This window comes from Microlunatus antarcticus (genome assembly GCF_014193425.1).
In the GTDB taxonomy this organism is placed as follows: Bacteria; Actinomycetota; Actinomycetes; order Propionibacteriales; family Propionibacteriaceae; genus Microlunatus; species Microlunatus antarcticus.
This window is the reverse complement of sequence record NZ_JACHZG010000001.1, coordinates 3,074,902-3,092,843: the sequence shown is the minus strand read 5'-3', so window position 1 is coordinate 3,092,843 and position 17,942 is coordinate 3,074,902. Positions and strand designations below refer to the sequence as shown.

General features: G+C 74.2%; 16 protein-coding genes, 1 tRNA gene and 1 pseudogene. 15 read left to right on the top strand and 3 right to left on the bottom strand.

What is annotated here, in order from left to right:
• Window positions 1-25 precede the first annotated feature (25 nt).
• From FHX39_RS14430 to FHX39_RS14410, 5 genes are all read left to right on the top strand, one after another.
• Window positions 26-889 carry an aldo/keto reductase gene (locus FHX39_RS14430; protein WP_183339516.1) on the top strand — a complete coding sequence of 288 codons (864 nt, stop codon included), beginning with the start codon at window positions 26-28 and terminating at the stop codon, window positions 887-889.
• A 97-nt stretch (window positions 890-986) separates the two neighbouring features.
• On the top strand, window positions 987-1,457 hold the full coding sequence (locus FHX39_RS14425) for a hypothetical protein (protein WP_183339514.1): 471 nt from the start codon (window positions 987-989) through the stop codon (window positions 1,455-1,457).
• On the top strand, window positions 1,454-2,362 hold the full coding sequence (locus FHX39_RS14420) for a hypothetical protein (RefSeq protein ID WP_183339512.1): 909 nt from the start codon (window positions 1,454-1,456) through the stop codon (window positions 2,360-2,362). The genes FHX39_RS14425 and FHX39_RS14420 overlap by 4 nt, the downstream gene beginning before the upstream one ends.
• Before the next feature lie 64 nt (window positions 2,363-2,426).
• On the top strand, window positions 2,427-4,292 hold the full coding sequence (gene dnaG / locus FHX39_RS14415; RefSeq protein WP_183339510.1) for a DNA primase: 1,866 nt from the start codon (window positions 2,427-2,429) through the stop codon (window positions 4,290-4,292).
• Between the two features lie 95 nt (window positions 4,293-4,387).
• A complete protein-coding gene (locus FHX39_RS14410) occupies window positions 4,388-5,251 on the top strand; it encodes a sigma-70 family RNA polymerase sigma factor (protein WP_183339508.1) in 864 nt (287 codons plus the stop codon).
• 35 nt (window positions 5,252-5,286) lie between these two features.
• On the opposite strand, the gene FHX39_RS22210 is transcribed toward FHX39_RS14410, so the two are convergent.
• Window positions 5,287-6,054: a helix-turn-helix transcriptional regulator gene (locus FHX39_RS22210; protein WP_183339506.1), complete on the bottom strand. Its 768-nt coding sequence runs from the start codon at window positions 6,052-6,054 to the stop codon at window positions 5,287-5,289.
• A 227-nt stretch (window positions 6,055-6,281) separates the two neighbouring features.
• Between FHX39_RS22210 and FHX39_RS14400 the strand changes: the two genes are divergently transcribed.
• The 3 genes from FHX39_RS14400 to FHX39_RS14390 all read left to right on the top strand — a co-directional run bounded on the left by FHX39_RS14400 (window position 6,282) and on the right by FHX39_RS14390 (window position 7,898).
• The gene (locus FHX39_RS14400; RefSeq protein WP_183339504.1) at window positions 6,282-6,869 is read left to right on the top strand and encodes a hypothetical protein; all 588 of its coding nucleotides are present in this window, start codon (window positions 6,282-6,284) and stop codon (window positions 6,867-6,869) included.
• Between the two features lie 15 nt (window positions 6,870-6,884).
• Window positions 6,885-6,957 (top strand) — tRNA-Asn (locus FHX39_RS14395).
• Window positions 6,958-7,010: 53 nt separating this feature from the next.
• A complete protein-coding gene (locus FHX39_RS14390) occupies window positions 7,011-7,898 on the top strand; it encodes a tyrosine-protein phosphatase (RefSeq protein ID WP_183339502.1) in 888 nt (295 codons plus the stop codon).
• A gap of 172 nt (window positions 7,899-8,070) precedes the next feature.
• Here FHX39_RS14390 and FHX39_RS14385 read toward each other — a convergent pair.
• A pseudogene (locus FHX39_RS14385) lies at window positions 8,071-9,429 on the bottom strand (alpha,alpha-trehalose-phosphate synthase (UDP-forming)); the annotation flags it as partial.
• A 222-nt stretch (window positions 9,430-9,651) separates the two neighbouring features.
• On the opposite strand from FHX39_RS14385, the gene otsB reads away from it, so the two are divergent.
• Window positions 9,652-10,485 carry a trehalose-phosphatase gene (otsB, locus tag FHX39_RS14380; protein WP_183339498.1) on the top strand — a complete coding sequence of 278 codons (834 nt, stop codon included), beginning with the start codon at window positions 9,652-9,654 and terminating at the stop codon, window positions 10,483-10,485.
• Between the two features lie 41 nt (window positions 10,486-10,526).
• Here the strand turns inward: otsB and FHX39_RS22205 are convergent, their stop codons facing one another.
• Complete coding sequence (locus FHX39_RS22205; protein ID WP_332836843.1) at window positions 10,527-11,234, bottom strand: GNAT family N-acetyltransferase; 708 nt, start codon at window positions 11,232-11,234, stop codon at window positions 10,527-10,529.
• Window positions 11,235-11,417: 183 nt separating this feature from the next.
• On the opposite strand from FHX39_RS22205, the gene FHX39_RS14370 reads away from it, so the two are divergent.
• The 6 genes from FHX39_RS14370 to FHX39_RS14345 are packed head-to-tail and all read left to right on the top strand — an operon-like array spanning window position 11,418 to window position 17,913.
• Window positions 11,418-13,379 (top strand): FAD/NAD(P)-binding protein, encoded by a 1,962-nt coding sequence (locus tag FHX39_RS14370; RefSeq protein ID WP_198423407.1) that lies wholly within the window; start codon window positions 11,418-11,420, stop codon window positions 13,377-13,379.
• Window positions 13,376-14,296 carry a glutathione S-transferase C-terminal domain-containing protein gene (locus FHX39_RS14365; protein WP_183339496.1) on the top strand — a complete coding sequence of 307 codons (921 nt, stop codon included), beginning with the start codon at window positions 13,376-13,378 and terminating at the stop codon, window positions 14,294-14,296. The genes FHX39_RS14370 and FHX39_RS14365 overlap by 4 nt, the downstream gene beginning before the upstream one ends.
• Window positions 14,293-15,489, top strand: a complete 1,197-nt coding sequence (locus FHX39_RS14360) for an LLM class flavin-dependent oxidoreductase (protein WP_183339494.1) — start codon at window positions 14,293-14,295, stop codon at window positions 15,487-15,489. Before FHX39_RS14365 ends, FHX39_RS14360 begins: the two co-directional genes overlap by 4 nt.
• Window positions 15,486-16,871 (top strand): NtaA/DmoA family FMN-dependent monooxygenase, encoded by a 1,386-nt coding sequence (locus tag FHX39_RS14355; protein ID WP_183339492.1) that lies wholly within the window; start codon window positions 15,486-15,488, stop codon window positions 16,869-16,871. The genes FHX39_RS14360 and FHX39_RS14355 overlap by 4 nt, the downstream gene beginning before the upstream one ends.
• The gene (locus FHX39_RS14350; protein WP_183339490.1) at window positions 16,868-17,398 is read left to right on the top strand and encodes an NADPH-dependent FMN reductase; all 531 of its coding nucleotides are present in this window, start codon (window positions 16,868-16,870) and stop codon (window positions 17,396-17,398) included. The genes FHX39_RS14355 and FHX39_RS14350 overlap by 4 nt, the downstream gene beginning before the upstream one ends.
• Window positions 17,395-17,913 carry a flavin reductase family protein gene (locus FHX39_RS14345; RefSeq protein WP_183339488.1) on the top strand — a complete coding sequence of 173 codons (519 nt, stop codon included), beginning with the start codon at window positions 17,395-17,397 and terminating at the stop codon, window positions 17,911-17,913. The genes FHX39_RS14350 and FHX39_RS14345 overlap by 4 nt, the downstream gene beginning before the upstream one ends.
• Window positions 17,914-17,942 lie beyond the last annotated feature (29 nt).

The following is a 17,942-nucleotide window of genomic DNA, read 5'->3' as shown; positions in this document are numbered from 1 at the left end:
GCGCCCGGGCGGGTAAGCAGGAGCTATGAAGCAACGCACTCTCGCCGGCCGGTCCGTCTCTGCGATCGGCCTCGGCGGCATGCCCATGTCCATCGAGGGCCGCCCGGACCGCCCCCGGTCCATCGCCACCATCCACGCCGCGCTCGACGCCGGCATCACCCTGATCGACACCGCCGACGCCTACCACTGGCACGGCGACGAGGTCGGCCACAACGAGTCGCTCATCGCCGAGGCGCTGAAGTCGTACGGCGGGTCGACCGACGACGTGGTCGTGGCCACCAAGGGCGGGCACCTGCGTCCGGGCGACGGCAGCTGGACCGCCGACGGCAGCGCCAAGCACCTCCGTCAGGCCGCGCAGGAGTCGGCGAAGCGCCTCGGCGTCGAGCAGATCGGGCTCTACCAGTTCCACCGTCCCGACCCCGAGGTCCCCTTCGAGGAGTCCGTCGGCGTCCTGAAGGAGCTGCTCGACGAGGGCCTGATCGCCCTCGCCGGCGTCTCGAACACCGACGTCGACCAGATCCGGCAGGCCAACGACCTCCTCGACGGCCGTCTCGCCTCGGTGCAGAACCAGTTCAGCCCGTCGTTCCGCACCAGCCAGGGCGAGCTCGAGCTGTGCGCCGAGCTCGGCATCGCGTTCCTGCCGTGGAGCCCGCTCGGCGGCATCACCAACGCGGCGGGGCTGGGCGACAAGTTCGCGCCGTTCGCCGAGGTCGCGTCGGAGCGCGGCGTCAGCCCGCAGGTCGTGTGCCTGGCCTGGGAGCTCGCGCTGGCCGACGTCGTGATCCCGATCCCGGGCGCCTCGCGTCCGGAGACGATCACCGACTCCGCCACCGCCGCCGACCTCGAGCTGAGCAGCGACGAGCTGGCCCGCCTGAACGCGGCCGGCTAGGAACACACCCGACAGCGATGAGGATCGTGCACCGACATCGGTGCACGATCCTCATCGGTGACGGCCTCGTAGCCTGCTGCGTGCTTCAATCGCCGACGTGAGCGGGTCCGACGTCGACGTGCGGCCGATCAGCCGCGGATCGCTGGCCTGGCGGGTGTTCGCCGCGATCGTCCTCGTCGTCCTGCTGGTGCACGGGTCGACCTCGCTGGCCGTGAAGGACGACGCCTGGCCCCTGGGGCCGCTGTCGCAGTACGCGTTCCGCCCCGGTCCGAACGACACGGTCCTCGTCACCCGCACCTACGGGCTGATGCCGGACGGTTCGCGCATCGAGCTGCCGCTGCGGGTCGAGACGGCCGGCATCAGCCGCGCCGAGGTCGAGGCGCAGATCCCGCGCTTCGAGCGCGACCCGAGCCTGCTCCGGGCGGTCAGCGACGGCTGGAGCTCTCGCCACCCCGACCAGCCCCGCCCCGTCGAGGTCCTCCTCGTCCAGGACCGGAGCTACCTGCACAAGGGCAGGGTCGTGTCCCGCGACGAGGTCCCGCTCGCCCAGTGGCGGGTCACGCCGTGAGCACGCCCCGTCCGGGGTCGGTGGCCGGCTGGTTCGCGCCCGTCCTCCCCGAGGCCCGGGTGGCGGTCCTGCGCCGGGTGCTCTACGTCTTCGTGCTGCTCGACATGCACCTGATCGTCCGCGACCCGATCCCGCTCAGTCACCACCCCGACCTCTACCGGCCGCTGATCTTCGCCGAGGTGCTGCACCTGCCGCCGCCGAGCCTCCCGCTGGCCTGGGGCCTGTACGCCGTCCTCGTCGCCGGCTGCGTCGCCGGGCTGACCGGACGTGCGCCACGGTCGACCGGCTGGGTCGTCGCCGCCGCGTTCACCTGGTGGGTCGCCATCGGCTTCAGCTACGGCAAGGTCGACCACGACCACCTCGCCCTGGTCGTCGCGCTGTGGGTGCTCCCGACGGTCGGCGCGGTCCCGGGCGGCTGGTCCTCCGGGCGACGCTCCGCCCAGGCGGGCTGGGCGCTCAAGGTGGTGCAGATCGCCGTCATCGGCACCTACTTCCTCTCGGCGCTGACCAAGATCAGCAACGACCCGCGCGGGTGGAGCCTGACCGGGTGGCCGGAGAGCTACATCCTGCTGTGGGCGGTCGTCCGGCGGCCGCACGGGCTCGGGCAGCTGCTGATCCCGTACCCGGGCGTCCTGCACGTGATGCAGTGGTTCTCGATCCTGGCCGAGCTCGGCTCGGTCGTCGTGCTGTGGCTGCGCGGTCGTGCGCTGCTCTGCGCAGCCCTGTTCTGGATGGGCTTCCACGTCTTCACCGTGGCGATGCTCTACATCCACTTCGCCCCGACGGTCGTCTGCTGGCTCGCCTTTGCCCCCCTGGAACGTCTCGCGCCCTGGTGGCGCGCCCGCCACCCACCCCTCGAGCCCCCTGTGCCCATTCCCGCGCGGGCCGAGTCCGCCTCCCGCTGACGGGCCGCGGACGGGGCCTGTGCACAACCGGGGCGAGCGCGAACGGCGCCACTAGACTCCCGACGTGGCCGGGCGGATCAACGACGAGGACGTCGTCGCCGTCCGGGAACGCGCCCGGATCGACGAGGTCGTGGGCTCGTACGTCGCGCTGCGCAACGCGGGCGGCGGGTCCCTCAAGGGCCTGTGCCCCTTCCACGACGAGAAGACACCGAGCTTCCAGGTCACGCCGGCGCGTGGGTTCTTCTACTGCTTCGGGTGCGGCGAGGGCGGCGACGTCATCACGTTCCAGCAGAAGATCGACAGCCTGTCCTTCGCCGAGGCGGTGGAGCGCCTGGCCGACCGGGTCGGCATCGTGCTGCGCTACACCGAGCAGAGCGGCCCGCGCCAGGAGCCGGGGCTGCGGCTGCGGCTGATGGAGGCCAACCAGGCCGCCGAGGAGTTCTACACCGAGCAGCTCTCGACGCCCGACGCGCTGATCGGGCGGCAGTTCCTGGGCGGGCGTGGCTTCGACCGGGCCGCCGCGGAACGGTTCGGCGTCGGCTTCGCCCCCACCGACGGCAAGGCGCTGCTGAAGCACCTGCGCGGGCGGGGCTTCTCCGACACCGAGCTGGTCAAGGCGGGGCTGACCCGCGAGTCGGGCTGGGACTTCTTCCAGGGTCGCCTGCTCTGGCCGATCCGCGACTCCGGCAAGCAGGTGCTGGGCTTCGGCGCCCGGCGGCTGCGCGACGACGACCGGATGCCGGCCAAGTACCTCAACACCCCCGAGACGCCGCTCTACAAGAAGTCGCACGTCCTCTACGGCCTCGACCTGGCCCGCAAGCAGATCAGCGCCAAGAGCCAGGCCGTGGTGGTCGAGGGCTACACCGACGTGATGGCCGCGCACCTCTCCGGCGTGGACACCGCGGTGGCGGTCTGCGGGACGGCCTTCGGCGACGACCACGCCCGGCTGCTCCGCCGGCTGATGGGCGACCACGACGCGTTCCACGGCGAGGTGATCTTCACCTTCGACGGCGACCGGGCGGGGCAGAACGCCGCCCTCAAGGTCTTCGCCGGCGACCAGAACTTCATCACCCAGACGTACGTCGCCGTCGAGCCCACCGGCCTCGACCCGTGCGACCTGCGGCTGCAGCACGGCGACGCGGCCGTTCGCGAGCTGGTCGCGCGCCGGATGCCGCTCTACCGCTTCGTGATGAGCAACATGCTCGGTTCTCACGACCTCGACCGCGCCGACGGCCGGCTCGAGGCGCTGCGGGCCACGGCGCCCCTGGTCGGGAGCATCCGCGACTCGAGCCTGGTCAACGGCTACGCCCGCGAGCTCGCCGGGCTGCTGGGGATGGACCCCGACGAGGTCCGGGCCGAGGTCTCCCGCGCGGCGTCCCGGTCCAGCCGTCGCGCCCCGGCGCCCGAGCCGGTGGCGGCCCCGCCGGAGCCGAAGCCGACCGGGATCCCGATCCCGGACCCGCGCGACCGCCATCTCGCCCTCGAGCGGGAGACGGCGCAGCTGCTCGTCCAGGCGCCCGAGCAGTTCCCGGAGCACTGGGACGGGCTGAGCCCGGCCGACTTCACCCACCCGGCGTACGCGGCGGTCTTCACCGGCGTGGAGAAGGCCGTGGCGGACGACGGCCCGGGGGAGTGGACGCAGCGGGTCAGCGACGCCGTGGAGGACGAGCGGGTGCGGTCGCTCGTCGTCGCGCTCTCCGTCGAGCCCCTGCCGCTGCAGGGTGCCCCCGACGAGCGCTTCGTCGTCGCCCACACGGCCGGGCTGCAGCTGCTGACGGTGATGCGCAGCATCGCGACCCTGAAGTCGCGGCTGCAGCGGACGAACCCCGTCTCCGCGCAGCAGAAGTACAACGCGATGTTCTCCGAGCTCGTGGTCCTCGAGGCGCGCCGCAAGGCCCTCCAGACGCGCAGCATCGGCGCGCAGGACTGAGCCGCTCCTCCACAGGGCGGAGCTGACCCGGCCGGTTCTCCACAGCCACCTCCCGGCGGGCGGCGCGTCCCGCTGCGCGTCACCAGACTCCGGTCGTGAGCGCACCCGCCCCGACCCAGCACCCCTACGCGACCTCCCAGGTGGCGGCGTGGGCCGACGCCGTCGAGGCGGGCGTCCTGGCCGCCGCGGCCCGCGAGGACCCGCACGTCCCCTGGCGCAACGACGCGACCGACGAGGAGCTCGCCGTGCTCGAGCGCGCGGGGGCGCGGGCGCAGCAGGAGTTCGTCGCCGCCAACCTGGGCCTGGTGGGCGCGGTCCTCGGCCCGTACGTCCGCACCGGTGCGCCGGCCGCGGACCTGTTCCAGGAGGGCTGCCTCGGGCTGATCGCGGCGGTGGAGCGCTTCGACCACCGGCGGGGGGTCCGGTTCTCGACCTACGCGACCTACTGGGTGCGGACCTGCGTGAGCTCGGCGACCTCGCGCTTCGCCTCGGCGACCACCGTCCCGGTCAGTCGGAACGACCAGCTGCGGGCCGCGCGCGGCGTGGAGAGCGCCCTCACCCAGCAGCTCGGCCGGCTGCCGACCGTCGCGGAGGTGGCCACGGCGCTCGGCCGGGACGAGCGGTGGACGGCGGGGCTGCTCGGCCAACGGGGCGTGCGCTCCCTGGAGGAGGTCGACGAGCGGACCCTGCACCGGCTCTCCGACGCGGCCGAGGACCGCGACGACGCGTCCCGGCGGGAGCCCGAGGTGTGGGCCCGGCGGCTGATGGCGACGCTCACCGGCTTCGACCGGCAGGTGCTCGAGCTCCGGCTCGGCTTCGGCGGCCGGTCGCCGAGCAGCCTGGCGTCCGTCGCCCGCGAGCTGGACGTCCCGGTCGGGCGGGTGCGGCGGGCCGAGGTGCGGGCCCTCGAGCAGCTGCGGGCGCGCTGCCCGAGCGCGCTGGCCCGGAGCGCGTCGTGACGAGCTGTACGGCCCGGCGCGAGCCCGCGGCGCGGTCAGGCCTCGCCGGGGACGAGGAGGTCCTGCCAGCGCTCGCCGACCAGCCCGTCGAGGAGGCCGCGTGCCCCCGCGGCGCGGACCGTCGAGGCCCGGTCCTGGGTGCCGAGCCGGCGGTAGAGGTCGCGGACGTGCTTGTCCACCGTGCTCTGGCTGATGCCGAGCCGCGAGCCGACCGCCCGGACGGTCCGACCCTCCGCGAGCAGGTGCAGGACCTCGGTCTGACGGGCGGTCAGCGCCGGGTCGGGAGCGCGCAGGAAGCGCCCGTGCGTGGCGACCACGACCGGCTGGAGCGCCCGGGCGGCGGCGAGCTCCTCGTCGTCGAAGGGCCGCTCGTAGCGCGCCGCGAGGTAGGTGGCGATCGTGGCACCCGTACGAGCGACCGGGACGACGAGCAGCTCGCCGAGCACCCGGCCCCGGTGCTCCAGGACCAGCCCGGGCGCGGCACCCCACCCCGGCGCGACGGCCTTGGCCGACACCGGGGGCACGACCCCGACCTCGCGGAGCCACCGGGTGAGCGCACCGTCCTCCCAGGAGGCGCTGAGCGTGTCGCGCAGCGTCGCCGCCCACGCCAGGTCGGGCGGCCAGCACCGGACCCCGGCCGCGTGAGACCCGGCGACCGCGAACACCGCCACCGTGGCGCCGCACAGCTCGGCCAGCGCGGGCAGCGTGGTGTCGACCTGCCGGGTCAGCGTGCCGGCCGTGGCCAGCCGGCCGGCCAGGTCGAGGGGGGCGTCGACCGCGACGGAGGGAGGGGCGACACGCACACGCTGGTCCTAGTCGAAAGTAGATGAGGTGTCAATGGTGCGATCCGGTACTACAGGGGTTCAGTCTGGTCGACAACGCTGTCCCCGTACCGGCACGAACGGGTCGCGGGGGGCGATCCGGCTCGTGCGGGTCGTCCCCGCCCCGGCCGGACCGCTCAGCGGCCGGTCGGGGTGCCTGGGGTTCCACGGCAGAATGAGGGCGTGCTCACCACCGCCGTACGCCGCCGATGAGGCCCCGGTTCGGCACCCGAGGGCTGCCGCCCGAGGTGCACGCGTCCTGGCGTCGCTCGCTGAGCGACCGGCAGGGCGTGCCGGCCCGGATCCTGGCCTGGGCTCGGTCGCAGGACGGCTTCGCGGTCGGGAGCCCGTCGGTGCTGTCGGTCGGCGGGGGTGACGGGACGAGCGGTGCGGTGCCCGACGCGCTGCCCGACAGCGGCGTCCAGCCTCGGGACTGGCGCCACATCGGCTGGCACGAGATCGAGCACGGCGGCTGGAACGCCGAGTCGCGCAGCCTGTCCTGGACGCTCTACGGCGGGCGGCGCGGTCGGGTCGAGCTGGCCGACCCGGCCCGGCTGCCGGAGCTGTTCCGCGAGCGGGTGGCCGCCAGCATCGCCGTGGAACGTTTCGTGCCGCTGCGCGGCGAGCGCGGGGTCACGGTCACCGCCCGTCGCGACCTGGGGGCCGCCGGGACGCTCTCCTGGCACTCCACCCTGACCCGTGGCCTCACCGGGAACGAGCCCGGCGTGGCCGACGAGATCGCCGCTGCGGAGGCCGACCTGCGGTCGGAGTACGGATCCACCCCTCAGGGCTGGTAGCGTCATCCAGGCCAATCCCCTGTAGCTCAATTGGCAGAGCAGCCGGCTGTTAACCGGCAGGTTACTGGTTCGAGTCCAGTCGGGGGAGCACACAGTTCGGTCGTCGCAGAGCCGCGGGGCGCTCGGGATCCAGGAGCATCGATGAGCGCACAGCCCGAGGTCTCCGTCCTCGCGACGACCGTCGGCCCGCAGGCCCTCACCCGTCGTACGGCCCTCGTCGGGGCCCTCGGCCTGGCCGGGACCGCGCTGGTCGGGGTCCCCGCCGCCCAGGCCGCCCCGCGGGTCAGCGGACGGATCCTCGAGACCTACCTCGCCGCGGGCGGGGCCCGCGTCCTCGGTGCCGCCGTGCACGGCGAGGTGAAGCGGCGGATCTCGTCGAAGAACACCTACGCGCAGCGCTTCGAGCGCGGCATCGTCTGGTGGGGCTCCGGGGTGGGCAAGGTCGACCTGACCGCCGGCCCCCGGGTCCGGCTCGACACCTCGCGCAACTTCCGCCCCGTCGTCGGGGTGCGGGACCTGTGGCGCACCGGCGACCTGGACGGGTGCACGGCGCTCGAGAAGCGGGTCGTGATCGACCTCGGCATCGAGACGATGATCGCGATGAACTCGGGCGGCGACCCGTCGATCCCCGGCGTGAAGAAGTACCGGTACTACATCGACAACGCGGGGGAGAACCTCGAGTTCTACCGGGGTTACGTCGCCTGGGCCGCGAGCCGGAAGTCGGTCGGCCGGGTGCTCCGCCGCGTCGCCCGCTCCGACGCCCCGGTGCTCGTGCACTGCCGGGCCGGCAAGGACCGGACGGGCTGGGTCTGCGACCTGATGCAGAGCGTCGCCGGGGTCAGCCGCGAGGTGCGCGACGCCGACTACCTGGCCACGCGGGCGTACGCCGGGTCGGAGATCGACCTCGCGTGGCTGAACGCCGCCCGGGACCAGCTCGTCACCGACTACGGCACGCTCGAGGATTACCTCGTGGACGGTTGCGACCTGGACCGCGCCGACCTCGTCCGGCTGCGACTCCGGCTCCGCTAGCCGCTGCTCCACCCGATCCTTCACCCCGCCCGGCCGCCGGAGCGACCGGGCGGGATGGTCAGGACTGGCTTCGGGCCGGCCCGTGCACGGCGCCCTCGGTGCCGCCCCCGACACCGACCCCGCCGCCGACGGCCGGCCGTGCGGGCCACTCGACCTTGCCCTGCACCACGCGGTCCAGGTCGTCGAGGAACGCGCGCGCCCAGTGGTCGATGTCGTGCTCGAACACCTGGCGGCGCAGCAGCCGCATCCGCCGGGCCTTGATCCGGGCCGGGGCGTTCATCGCCTCGACCATCGTCTCCTTGAGCCCGTCGATGTCGTGCGGGTTGATCAGGTAGGCCTGCCGCAGCTCGCGCGCCGCGCCCGCGAACTCGCTCAGCACCAGCGCGCCGTCGTCGGCCTGGCGGCACGCCACGTACTCCTTGGCCACGAGGTTCATGCCGTCGCGCAGCGGCGTGACGATCATGACGTCGGCGGCCCGGTAGAGCGCGGCCATCTCCTCGCGCGGGTACGAGGCGTGCAGGTAGGTGATCGGCGGCCGGCCGATCCGGGCCACCTCGGAGTTGATCCGCCCGACGAGGCGGTCGATGTCGTCGCGCAGGTTCCGGTACTGCTCGACCCGCTCGCGCGACGGCGTGGCGACCTGCACCAGCGCCGCCTCCTCGGGGTCGATGCGACCCTCGGCGACGAGCTCCCCGAAGGCCTGGATGCGCTCGAGCAGGCCCTTGGTGTAGTCGAGGCGGTCGACCCCCAGGAACAGGACCTTCGGCTCGCCGAGGTCGGCCCGGATCTCCGCCGCCCGCGCGGCCGTCGCGTCGCTGGACGCCAGCTCGTGCAGTGACGCGGCGGCGATGGAGATCGGGTACGCGCGGGCCATCACGGTCCGCCCGTCGGCGTCGTGCACGTACTCGCGGCGCGTCTCGAGGTGCAGCCGCTGGCGGACCAGGCGCAGGAAGTTCTGCGCCCCGCCGCCCAGCTGGAAGCCGACCAGGTCGGCGCCGAGGAGGCCGCGCAGGATCTGGTCGCGCCAGGGGAGCTGGACGTAGAGCTCGGTCGGGGGGAAGGGGATGTGCAGGAAGAAGCCGATGTTGAGGTCGGGCCGCAGCTCGCGCAGCATCTGCGGCACCAGCTGGAGCTGGTAGTCCTGCACCCACACGACCGCGCCCTCGTCGGCCACGGCGGCCGTCCGGTCGGCGAAGCGCTGGTTGACCCGGACGTACGCGTCCCACCACTCCCGGCGGAACTCCGGCGGCACGACGACGTCGTGGTAGAGCGGCCACAGCGTGCCGTTGGAGAAGCCCTCGTAGTAGTCGGCGACCTCGGCCTCCGACAGCGGGACCGGCACGAGCTCGAGCCCGTCGTTCTCGAACGGCTCGACCACCTCGTCGGGCGCCCCGTGCCAGCCGACCCACGCACCGTGGTGCGAGTGCATGACCGGCTCCAGCGCCGTCACGAGACCGCCCGGGGACGTGCGCCAGGTGGTGGTGCCGTCGGGGTGCTCGACGCGGTCGACGGGCAGCCGGTTGGCGACCACGACGAAGCTGGCCCGACGCGTCGGTCGGACCTCGGCGTCGAGCGGCTGGTCGACGACCTGCCCCTCGTCGGCCTCGACGGTGCCGGGACCGGCGTCCTGCCCGTGTGCCGTACCGGTCACCACTGCTGTCGCCTCACCCGCCGAAGGTTACGGGGCGACGGCGCATCCGCGTGCCCACGGGCGCGGGGAGCGCGGAGCCTGAACTTCTCCTAGGCTCTGCCCATGACCGACGGCGCGCTGGCGCAGAACCGCCTGCAGGCCGTGCTCGACCACCCGGAGCAGACGCTCGTGGGGATCGACTTCGACGGCACCCTCGCGCCGATCGTCGCCGACCCGGAGCAGGCGCACGCGGACCCGCGCGCGGTCGCCGCGCTGGGTCGCCTCGGGCGGCTGCTGGGGACCGTCGCCGTCGTCACCGGACGCCCCGCACGGACCGCCGTGCGGCTGGGCGGCTTCCGCGACGTCGAGGGTCTTGACCGCCTCGTGGTGCTGGGCCAGTACGGCGTCGAGCGCTGGGACGCGTCGACCGACGAGTTCGTCATCCCGCCCGACCCCGGCCAGGTCGCCGCGCTGACGCAGGAGATCCCGCCGCTGCTCGACCGGCTCGGCCAGGGCGCCGCCCACGTCGAGCACAAGGGTCGCGCGGTCGTCGTGCACACCCGCCAGCTGCCGGACCCGGACGCGTCCTTCTCGACCCTGTCCGGGCCGCTGAACGACCTCGCCGAACGCCACGAGATGGTCGTGGAGCCCGGCAAGAACGTCCTCGAGATCCGCTCGCCGGGCATCGACAAGGGGGTCGCGCTGCGGGCGATCGTCGAGCAGACCGGCGCCCGGCAGGTCGTGTTCGTGGGCGACGACCTCGGTGACCTGCCGGCCTTCCGCGAGGTCGAGCAGCTGCGTCGCGAGGGTCTCGGCGGGCTGCTGGTCTGCTCGGCGTCGCACGAGGAGGACGCGCTGTCGGCGATCGCCGACGTCGTCGTCCAGGGGCCGGCGGGTGTGGCGACGTGGCTCGAGGAGCTCGCCGACGCCCTCGAGGCCCGGCGCTCGACCGTCTGAGCCTCAGCCGGTGCGATCGGACGGCGCAGATCCGCCGGTGGTCAGACGGCGCGGAACGACGCGAACTCGACCTCGCGCCGGAGCTCGAAGCCCATCGCCAGGTAGAGCTCGATCGCCCGCGTGTTGGCTGCGCCCGTGTGCAGGAACGGGGTCTCGCCGCGCTCGCGGACGAGGTGGGCGACGCCGCGGACCAGCCGTGAGGCCAGGCCCCGGCGGCGGTACGCCGGGTCCGTGCAGACGGCGCTGATCTCGGTCCAGCCCGTCGGGTGCAGCCGCTCGCCGGCCAGCGCCACCAGCCGGCCGTCGTGCCGGAGCCCGAGGTAGGTGCCCAGCTCGTACGTGCGCGGCCGGAACGGTCCCGGCTCGGTCCGCGCCACCAGGTCCATCGCCTCGGCCGCGTCGGCGGGCCCGACGACGAACGCGTCGTCGGCGGGCGCGGAGACGAGCGCGTCCGTCGACACGAGCTGGACGCCTGCGACGACACCGTCCGGCGCCCAGCCGGGCGGCACCGTACGGCTGAAGCCCCGGTCCCCGGCGAGCGCGGCCACCTCGTCCTCGGCGTAGAGGTCGCGCAGGTCGCCCCAGGCGCGGGCGTCGTCGACGTCGGCGAGCGCGGCGAACGGTGACACGGCCGGGTCGTAGCGGCGTGCGAGCCCGTCGCCGAGGGCGAAGCGGGCGTGCGCGCCGACGAGGGAGGCCCAGGTCGGGGAGTCGAGCGGGTGCGGCGACGCCGCTGAGGCGTCGCTCACGTTCGGGACGGTGATGACCACGGGGGGAAGAACTCCGCCGCTCCCGGTGCTGTTCCCACGAGACCGTCCTGCCGGTCCGACCCCGTCTGCTCAGCGGACGGTGCTGGAACCGTGAGGATTCCCGAGTAATCCTGTAGGCAATGCGCTCGCCGTCCGGCGGGCACGACGACCGAGGAGACCCCCGTGCCCGCGACCGACGACGCCTCGAGCCTGGTGCTGGTGCTCGTCGGCCTGGGACCGCGCGGGGCCGGCCTGCTGGAACGCCTCGTGGCCAACGCGGCCGCGGACCACGCCGGACCCGTCCAGGTGCACCTCGTCGACCCGTACCCGATCGGCGGCGGGCGGGTGTGGCGCTCGGAGCAGTCGTCGCTCCTGCGCCTCAACACGACGGCCGAGGACCTGACCGCGTTCGTCGACGACAGCGTGACGATGGCCGGACCCGTGACCCCGGGCCCGACGCTCGCCGAGTGGGCCCGGACGCACGGCGTGGACCTCGAGGACCCCGAGCTCGCCGCCGAGGCCGAGGCCCTGGGTCCGCTGGACTTCCCGAGCCGGCGCCTGGGCAGCGCCTACTTCGACTTCGCCGTCCGTCGCACCCTCGGCCGCGTGCCCGCGGGCATGACGCTCGTGACCCACGCCCAGCGTGCGGTGGACGTGCTGAGCGGCGGCACGGACGGGGACCCGGGCGACGGGGACCGCGAGGTCGTCGTGCTCGAGGACGGCGAGCGCCTCACCGCCGACGCCGTCGTGCTGGTGAACAGCCACGTCGACGTCCGGCCCGCCCCGCCGTTCGCCGCGCTGGAGACCTTCGCGGCCGAGCGCGGCCTGACCTACCTCCCGCCCGGGTACGCCGGCGACCTCGACCTCACCGGTGTGCCGGCGGGGGAGGACGTCCTGGTCCGCGGCTTCGGCCTCGACTTCGTCGACCTGATGGTGCTGCTCACCGAGGGTCGCGGCGGGCGCTACCGGAACGACGGCGACCGCCTGGTCTACGAGCCCTCGGGCGCCGAGCCCCACCTGCTCGTCGGCTCCCGTCGCGGCGTGCCCTACCACGCGAAGCCGATGTACCGGCTCCGCGCGGGCAAGCCGACGACCACGACGTTCTGCACGACGCAGGCCGTCGGCGCCGTGCTGCGACGCGCGGCCGACCGTGACGAGGCGATCGACTTCCTGGCGGACCTGTGGCCGCTGGTCGGCCGGGAGGTCGCGTGGTGGTACTACCGCGAGCTCGGGCTCGGCCACCCGGAGCGGGTCGCCACGTCGTGGGAGACGTTCGCGGAGACGTTCGCCGCCCTGGCGTGGGGGAGCGAGGCGTACGCCCGCTGGATCGCCGAGGTGGTCCCCGACCCGGCGGACCGCTTCGACCCCGCCGTCCTGGACCGGCCGCTGCGCGGGCTCCGCGTCGCCGACGCCGCCGAGCTGGGGCGCGTGGTCCGGGACCACATCACCGCCGACCTCGCCCGCCGTGACGACGACACGTGGAGCGCGGACCTGGGGGCCTTCTTCGGGCTGCTGGCGATCGTGCCCGTCGTCGCGCCGGCCCTCGGCTCGCCGCGGATGGACCCGACCTCGCTGGCCCATGACTTCTACGGCTGGTTCATGGGCTTCTTCAGCTTCTGGGCCAGCGGCCCGCCCCACGACCGGCTCGAGCAGCTGCTGGCGCTCCAGGCGGCCGGCGTGGTCACGTTCCTGGGCCCGGATCTCGAGGTCGTCGCCGACGCGGAGCGCGGGACGTTCGTGGCGCGGTCCTCCGCCGTGCCCGGCGAGGTCGAGGCCCGCGCCTTCGTGGAGGCGACGCTGCCGGCCTTCGACCTGGGCCGGACCGAGGACCCGCTGCTGTCCGCCCTGGCGGCCCGCGGCGAGGCGTCGACCCAGGTCCTCGTCGATGCTGCCGGGCGTCCGTTCGACACCGGCCAGCTGCGCACCGACGCGACCCACCACCTCGTCCGGGCCGACGGCACGATCGCCTCGCGACGGCTGGCGCTCGGGATGCACACCGCGCTCAAGGCGGCCGCGTTCGCACGGCCGTGCACGAACGGTCCGGTCCACCGGCTCAACGACCACGTCGCGCGCGCCCTGCTGGCCCTGCCGCGCCGGTCGGCCGACCACCTGATGTCCCGCACGACGGCAGGAGCCGCACGATGACCAGCACCACCACCCGGGCCTCGTACGCGAGCCCGGTCGATACCGACCGGTACGGGACCTACGCCGTCCCGCAGCGCCCCGGCGACCCGCGCCCGCTCTACCGCTTCACCGGCCGGCTCACCCGCGACGGCTCCAGCGGCTTCCCGGCCGTGGCCGGGCGCTACCACCTCTACGCCGGCTGGTTCTGCCCCTGGGCGCAGCGCGTGGTGCTCGAGCTCGAGGTCAACGGGCTGCAGGACGTGGTCGGGGTGTCGTACGTGGACGGCGCCCGGGACGGCCGGGGCTGGGCCTTCCGCGAGGCGAACGGCCCGGACCCGGTCCACGGCTTCACCCTGCTGCGCGACGCGTACGAGGCCACCGAGCCCGGCTTCGACGGCCACGTCAGCGTCCCGACCCTGTGGGACACCCAGACGGGCCGGATCGTCAGCAACGACTACCGGACCCTCGGACTCGACGTCGCCACCGAGTTCGCCGAGCTGCGGAGCCCGGGCGTGGACACCTATCCGGAGGCGTACCGCGCGGAGATCGACGAGCTCGACGCCTGGGTCGGGCCGGCGGTCAACTCCGGTGTGGGTCGCGCCGCGGGGGAGGGCCCGGCGGCCGAGCAGGCGCGCACCGAGCTGCACGCCGCGTTCCGGCGCCTGGACGACCGGCTCGTCGACGGCGGGTTCCTGGTCGGGCACGGGCTGACCGAGGCCGACATCCGGCTCTGGGTGACGCTCGCGCGCTACGACGTGCAGGGCAACCAGGGACAAGCAGGAGCCGGCCGGCTCGGCCCGCCGCTGAGCCACTACCCGCACCTGGCCCGCTACGCCGCGTACCTCGCCGGGCTGCCCGCCTTCGCCGCGAGCACCCGGTGGTCGGCCTTCAGCGCCCCCGGAGCCACCCCGTCCTTCCTCGAGGGAGACGTCCGATGACCCGCCCCCTGCACCTCGCCGTCGCCCTCGACGGCGCCGGTTGGCACCCGTCGGCGTGGCGGCTGCCGACCGCGCGTCCGACCGAGCTCCTGACCGCCGGCTACTGGGTCGACCTCGCCCGCCGGGCGGAGGAGGGGCTGCTCGACCTCGTCACGTTCGAGGACGCGTTCGCGCTGCAGAGCACCTCGACCACGGGTCCGGACCACCGGACCGACCGGGTCCGCGGTCGCCTCGACGCCGTCCTGGTCGCCGCCCGCGTCGCACCGCTGACGCAGCACGTCGGGCTGGTGCCGACGGCGACGGTGACCCACACCGAGCCGTTCCACGTGTCCAAGGCCATCGCGACTCTCGACTACGTGTCCGAGGGCCGTGGCGGCTGGCGCCCGCAGGTCTCCGCCCGTCCCGAGGAGGTCGCCCTCTTCGGCCGCCGGGAGGTCTGGGGCGACCCGTTCGTCGACGACGAGGCGACCCGTGCGCTCGTGCGGGACCTCTTCGAGGAGGCGGGCGACGCGGTCGAGGTCGTGCGCCGGCTCTGGGACAGCTGGGAGGACGGCGCGGAGATCCGCGACGTCGCGTCGGGTCGCTTCGTCGACCGCGACCAGCTGCACTACGTCGACTTCGAGGGCCGGTTCTTCAGCGTCCGCGGGCCGTCGATCACCCCGCGCCCGCCGCAGGGGCAGCCGGTCGTCGTCGCCCTGGCCCACGCCGAGGTGCCGCGCGCCTTCGCCGCGCGCTCGGCCGACGTCGTCCTGATCACGCCCGCCGACAACGCGAGCGCGACGGCGCAGGTCGCCGAGATCGTGGCCGTCCGCCGCGACGCGGGGCGGACCGGCGTCGACCACGTGTTCGGCGAGCTCGTCGTGCTGCTGGACGACGACCAGGCGCGTGCCGACGAGCGCTGGGCGCAGCTCGAGGCCTGGTCGGGCGAACCGTTCACCAGCGACGCCGAGGTGTTCGTCGGGACGCCGCAGGGGCTCGCCGACCTGCTGCTCGCCCGGGCCGAGGCCGGCCTCACCGGCTTCCGGCTCCGCCCGGCCGCGCTGCCCCAGGACCTCGACGCGATCGTCGACGGCCTGGTCCCCGAGCTCCAGCGGCGCGGGGCCTTCCGGACCGCGTACGAGGCCGGCACCCTGCGCGACCGGCTCGGGCTCGAGCGGCCCGCCAACCGCTACGCGACCGGAGGAACCCGATGAGCACGCCCCGCAAGCAGGTCCACCTCGCCGCCCACTTCCCGGGCGTCAACAACACGACGGTCTGGAGCGACCCGCAGGCGGGCAGCCACATCGAGTTCAGCTCGTTCCGGCACCTGGCCCAGACCGCCGAGCGCGGCCTCTTCGACTTCTTCTTCCTCGCCGAGGGCCTCCGGCTGCGCGAGCAGAACGGCGAGATCTACGACCTCGACGTCGTCGGCCGGCCCGACACCTTCACCGTCCTGTCCGCGCTCGCCGCCATCACCGACCGCCTCGGTCTCGCGGGGACGGTCAGCTCGACGTTCAACGAGCCGTACGAGGTCGCGCGCCAGTTCGCGACGCTCGACCACCTCTCGGCCGGCCGGGCCGCCTGGAACGTGGTGACGTCATGGGACGCATTCACCGGCGAGAACTTCCGCCGCGGCGGCTACCTGCCGCAGGAGGAGCGTTACTCCCGCGCCCAGCACTTCCTCGACGCCGCGTTCGCGCTCTTCGACACCTGGGACGGCGACGAGGTCCTGGCCGACCGGGCCGGGGGCGAGTTCCTGAGCCGGCCGGACGTGGGGACGTTCTCGCACCACGACCAGCACTTCGCCATCGACGGGGCGTTCAGCACCCCGCGCAGCCCGCAGGGGCGACCGGTGATCTTCCAGGCCGGCGACTCCGACGAGGGACGCGAGTTCGCGGCGGCCACCGCCGACGCGATCTTCACCCGGCACGCCACGTACGACGCCGGCCGCGCCTTCTACGCCGACGTCAAGGGCCGCCTCGCCGCGCACGGGCGCCGGCCCGAGCAGCTCGTCGTGCTCCCGGCCGCGACCTTCGTGCTCGGCGACACCGACGCGGAGGCCGAGGAGATCGCCCAGCAGGTCCGCCTGCAGCAGGTCAGCGGCGCGACCGCGATCAAGCTCGCCGAGCAGCTGTGGAACACCGACCTCTCCGACCTCGACCCGGACGGGCCGCCGCCGTCCTTCGACCCGGTCGTCGGCGAGAACACGATCGCCAAGGGGAGGGCCAGCGTGCGCATGCACAAGGACCCGGTCGCGACCGCACGCGAGTGGCGGGCCAAGGCCGAGGCCGAGCACCTGTCGCTCCGCGAGCTGATCGTCGAGACGACGAACCGGCAGACCTTCGTGGGCACCGCGTCGACGGTCGCTCAGGCGATCGATGACCACGTCCAGGCCGACGTCTGCGACGGCTACATCCTGGTCCCGCACATCACCCCGGGCGGGCTCGACCGCTTCGTCGACGAGGTGGTGCCGCTGCTCCAGGAACGCGGCGTGTTCCGCACCGCGTACGAGGGCGCGACCCTGCGGGAGCACCTTGGGCTCGGCGCCGCGCCTCGGGTCATGCGGAGCGACGTCTCGACGGGGGCGCTCTCGTGAGCGCCGCCGACCGTCCGCAGGTCGTCGCGCTCTCCGGCAACCCACGCCCCGGCTCGCGGACCCTGCTCGTCGCGCGGACGCTGGCCGGCGCGCTCGCCGAGCGTCTCGGCGCCGGGCAGATCACCTCGCTCGACCTCGCCGAGGTCGCGCCGCAGCTGTTCGCGGAGAGCGCGCCCGACGCGGACCGCTTTGCCGAGACGTTGGCCGGGGCGGCCGTCGCCGTCGTGGCGACGCCGGTCTACAAGGCCAGCTACACCGGCCTGCTCAAGGCGTTCCTCGACCGCTACCCGACCGGCGGGCTGCGCGGCGTCCTCGCCGTGCCGGTCGTCGTGTCGGCCAGCCCCGCGCACTCGTTCGTGGCCGAGCACCTGCTGCGTCCGCTGCTCGTCGAGCTCGGGGCCTCCGCCCCCACCCGCCCGTTCGCGGTCACGGAGTCCAAGCTGGCCGACCTCGACGCCCTCGCGGCGACCTGGGCCGACGAGGCGGCGGTCACCGTGTCGGCGCTCATCGGAACGGGAGCACGATGACCGCGGAGCCGCGCACCCGACCGTCGGAGGCGGTGACCTCCGACGCCTTCCGGTCGATCTTCCGGCAGCACCCGGCCGGGGTCGCCGTCGTGGCGCTGCGTGACGGCGACCGACCGGTCGGCTTCACGGCCACGTCGGTCGTCTCCGTCTCGGCCGACCCGGCCCTGCTGACCTTCTCCGTCGCGGGCACCTCGTCCTCCTGGCCCGCCCTGTCCCGCGCGGAGACCCTGACCATCAGCTTCCTGGCCGCCGGGCAGGTCGACGTGTCGGCCCGGTTCGCCACGAGCGGCGTGGACCGCTTCGCCGGCGTCGACTGGCACTGGCTGCCCACCGGCGAGCCGGTGCTCGACGACGTCCCCGCCTGGATCCGCGGCGAGGTCGTGCAGCGCGTGGCGGTCGGGGCCAGCCACCTGGTCGTGGTCCAGGCGCTCGAGACCTCCCAGGTCGGTGGCGGCCCTCCGCTCGTCTACCACGACCGCGCCTACCACTCGCTGCACGAGGGCTCCGCGCTGTAGGTGCTCGGCACCCGCCGATCAACCTTGTC

What these genes read in the sequence shown, in the direction of transcription:
- FHX39_RS14430 (WP_183339516.1), top strand. Translation starts at nt 26, where the DNA reads ATGAAGCAACGCACTCTCGCCGGCCGGTCCGTCTCTGCGATCGGCCTC.
- FHX39_RS14400 (WP_183339504.1), top strand. Translation starts at nt 6,282, where the DNA reads ATGAGGCCCCGGTTCGGCACCCGAGGGCTGCCGCCCGAGGTGCACGCG.
- FHX39_RS14390 (WP_183339502.1), top strand. Translation starts at nt 7,011, where the DNA reads ATGAGCGCACAGCCCGAGGTCTCCGTCCTCGCGACGACCGTCGGCCCG.
- otsB (WP_183339498.1), top strand. Translation starts at nt 9,652, where the DNA reads ATGACCGACGGCGCGCTGGCGCAGAACCGCCTGCAGGCCGTGCTCGAC.
- FHX39_RS14365 (WP_183339496.1), top strand. Translation starts at nt 13,376, where the DNA reads ATGACCAGCACCACCACCCGGGCCTCGTACGCGAGCCCGGTCGATACC.
- FHX39_RS14360 (WP_183339494.1), top strand. Translation starts at nt 14,293, where the DNA reads ATGACCCGCCCCCTGCACCTCGCCGTCGCCCTCGACGGCGCCGGTTGG.
- FHX39_RS14355 (WP_183339492.1), top strand. Translation starts at nt 15,486, where the DNA reads ATGAGCACGCCCCGCAAGCAGGTCCACCTCGCCGCCCACTTCCCGGGC.
- FHX39_RS14345 (WP_183339488.1), top strand. Translation starts at nt 17,395, where the DNA reads ATGACCGCGGAGCCGCGCACCCGACCGTCGGAGGCGGTGACCTCCGAC.